Genomic DNA, 2,921 nt, shown 5'->3' with positions numbered 1-2,921 from the left:
GGGGGGGAGGTTTGTGTCTAACCCGCCCCCGCCGGGGGGGGCGGGGCGCGCGCGGGCGCGCGCGCCCCCCCGCGCGCGATTGGTTCCAGCGACCGCGCTGATCAGCGCTCGGACGACCGCGCGACGGCAGGCCCGCCGACTCACCTGTGTAGCGTGGGTGGCCGGTTCCGTGCCGGAAAGGACCTCCGATGACCAACGCGCCCGCTGCCCCACCCCACGCCGACGACGACCTGTTCGACGAGGCCACGCCGCTGGGGGTCATGCCGGGCACCGTGCGCGGTGCGCGGCTCATCGCCGGGGTCGCGGCCGCCGTCGGCATCGTGCTGATCGCCATCACCGTCGCGCTGGGCACCGGGGGTTCGCTCGGTGCGCTGATCGCGGGTTATCTGCCGACTTTCGCGCTCGTCCCGCTGGTGCTGCTGTTCGGCCGCGGCGGTGACCTGGTCCGGAAGGTCGCGGTCGGGGTCGCCGCGCTGGCAGGTCTGGTGTCGTGCACCGGGATCCTGACCGGGCTGCCGCCGGGCGCGGTCGGCATCGTCGCCAACGGCGCGGTCGCCGCGCTGCTCCTGCGTCCGTCCGCCCGCGCCTGGTTCACCCGCGAGCGCTGATCTCCGCCCGCGGGTGGCTCGACCGCGTCCGGCGCGGCGTGCGGATCAGTCCGCCGTGCGAATGCCGTGTTCGGCGAGCGCGTCGATGAGCGCCCGCGGGCGCTGGGTGGTCGGAACCGCGTCGACAAGGGCGAAGCGGGCGCCGAGGGTGGTCGCGCCACCGTCGGCTTCGGTGCTGTCGCCGATCATCAGGACCCGCTCGGGGTCGACGCCGAGACGGTCGGTGGCGTCGCGGAAGATCTGGGCATCCGGCTTGATGGCGCCGACCTCGTAGGACAGGGTCATCGCACCGATCAGGTCCACCCAGCCGCGTTGCGCGAAGGCGGGTCGGATGTCGAAGGCGATATTGCTGACGATGCCGATCGGAATGCCCTGGGCTGCCAGGGATTCCAGGACCGTGCCGGTGTCGGGATACGGCGTCCACGCCAGCGGGTCGATGAGGCGCTCGTAGAGGCGCGAAGCCTGGGCGTCGGGGACGCCGGAGCCACGCAGCACGTCGAGATAGGCGTGCCGGTGCAGTGCCGGGTCGAGATCGCGGTGGTCCCAAGCGTGCTGGCCTGCCGCGTCGAAGGTCATGAACTGCTCGACCGGAGCCGTCATCCGCCGCAGCACTTCGGCTTTCGCCGCGACGTCGAACGGCGCGCCGTCGTCGTCGATCAGCTCGTCGGCCCAGGTCCGATCGTCTTCCAACCGGAAGACCGTGCCGGAGAAGTCGAACAGCACCGCGTCGATATCCATCTCGCCAGGGTAGCGAGGGCCGCACGGGGCGCCGGGCCGAAAAATGGTTCGGCAACCGAACATTCGTGCCATTGTCACCGGCGCGGTAACCCGTCGCAGGCGGATACTGCGGCAGAAAAAGGCGGCAGGAGTGGGCCGTGCGGAGTTACGCTGCCATGATGACGCCAAGGCGACAGACGTGGATCGGGGCCGCGGCGGCCGGTGTGCTCACGGTGGGGCTGCTGACGGGCTGCTCGTCGAACGACGCCACGGCAGCCGAATGCACGAGTGCACCGAACGGCACTCCCGTCTCGGCGGCGCCTGTCACCGGCGCCCCGACCACGCAGAATCTCAGCACCAATCCGGAGATCGCGTCGGGCTACCGCTCGGACATGACCGCGGTGCGCACCAGCACCTACGCCGTCTCCACCGCCAACCCGCTCGCCACCGAGGCCGCGTGCCGGGTGCTGCGGGCGGGCGGCACCGCCGCCGACGCGCTGGTCACCGCGCAGGCGATGCTCGGGCTCGTCGAACCACAGGCCTCCGGTATCGGCGGCGGCGCCTTCCTGCTGCACTACGACGCGCAGTCGCGCACCGTCGAGGCCTACGACGGCCGCGAAACCGCGCCTGCCGCGGCCACCGAGAACTACCTGCGCTGGGTCAGCGACACCGACCGCACCGAACCCGCCCCGAACACCCGGGCCAGCGGCCGGTCCATCGGGGTGCCCGGCGTGCTGCGGCTGCTCGAGCTCGCCCACCGCGAGCACGGGATGACCGCGTGGAAGGAACTGTTCGACCCGGCGATCAGCCTGGCCGACAGCGGTTTCGCGATCAGCCCGCGGCTGGCCGGGCAGATCGCCGAGTCCGCCAAGGACCTCTCCGCCGACGAAGGCGCGCGCGGGTATTTCCTCGACGCCGACGGCTCGCCCAAGAAGGCAGGCACGGTTCTCACCAACCCCGCCCTGGCCAAGACGATGTCCGCCGTCGCCACCGACGGCGCGCAGGCCCTCTACACCGGCGCCATCGCCCAGGACATCGTCGAGGCGGCGGGCAGCACCGCGGGCGGGCGCACGCCCAGCCTGCTGACCACCTCCGATCTGGCGGACTACCAGGTCAAGAAGCGCGCCGCGCTGTGCACCGGCTACCGCAAGTTCGAGCTGTGCGGCATGCCCGCACCGTCCTCAGGCGGCAGCACCGTCGCCGCGACGCTCGGTATCCTGGCCAACTTCGACCTGGCCGCCCTGCGCCCGCAGGACCTCGACGCCAACGGCGGGCGCCCCGACGCGCAGGCCGTGCACCTGATCTCCGAGGCGGAGCGCCTGGCCTACGCCGACCGCAACAAGTACGTCGCCGACCCGGATTTCGTTCCGCTGCCGGGCAATTCGGCGCTCTCCCTGGTGCACCCGCAGTACCTGAAGCAGCGGTCGACGCTGATCGACCCGCAGCGCAGCATGGGCACCGCCAAGCCCGGCGATCTCGGTCCGGTGCCGCTGGGCAACGGACCCCAGCCACCCGAGCACGGCACCAGCCACATCTCCGTGGTCGACAAGTACGGCAACGCCGCCGCGATGACCACCACCGTCGAGGCGGCGTTAG

Annotated in this window: 3 protein-coding genes; 2 read left to right on the top strand and 1 reads right to left on the bottom strand. The window is 71.9% G+C overall.

What is annotated here, in order from left to right; translation table 11 throughout:
- Window positions 1-188: 188 nt before the first annotated feature.
- A complete protein-coding gene (locus tag ACFWPJ_RS29430) occupies window positions 189-608 on the top strand; it encodes a hypothetical protein (protein ID WP_378856256.1) in 420 nt (139 codons plus the stop codon).
- A gap of 45 nt (window positions 609-653) precedes the next feature.
- Here the strand turns inward: ACFWPJ_RS29430 and ACFWPJ_RS29425 are convergent, their stop codons facing one another.
- On the bottom strand, window positions 654-1,346 hold the full coding sequence (locus ACFWPJ_RS29425) for an HAD family hydrolase (protein ID WP_378856254.1): 693 nt from the start codon (window positions 1,344-1,346) through the stop codon (window positions 654-656).
- Window positions 1,347-1,501: 155 nt separating this feature from the next.
- Between ACFWPJ_RS29425 and ACFWPJ_RS29420 the strand changes: the two genes are divergently transcribed.
- Window positions 1,502-2,921 (top strand): gamma-glutamyltransferase family protein (locus tag ACFWPJ_RS29420; RefSeq protein WP_378856258.1); only part of this gene is annotated, 1,420 nt, incomplete at its 3' end.

Origin of the sequence: Nocardia sp. NPDC058497, assembly GCF_042720195.1 — a bacterium.
Lineage (GTDB): Bacteria > Actinomycetota > Actinomycetes > Mycobacteriales > Mycobacteriaceae > Nocardia.
This window is presented reverse-complemented; position numbering and strand designations above follow the sequence as displayed.

Bases quoted from the DNA above. Each gene is read 5' to 3' on its own strand.
- ACFWPJ_RS29430 (WP_378856256.1), top strand. From the start codon at position 189: ATGACCAACGCGCCCGCTGCCCCACCCCACGCCGACGACGACCTGTTC.
- ACFWPJ_RS29425 (WP_378856254.1), bottom strand. From the start codon at position 1,346: ATGGATATCGACGCGGTGCTGTTCGACTTCTCCGGCACGGTCTTCCGG.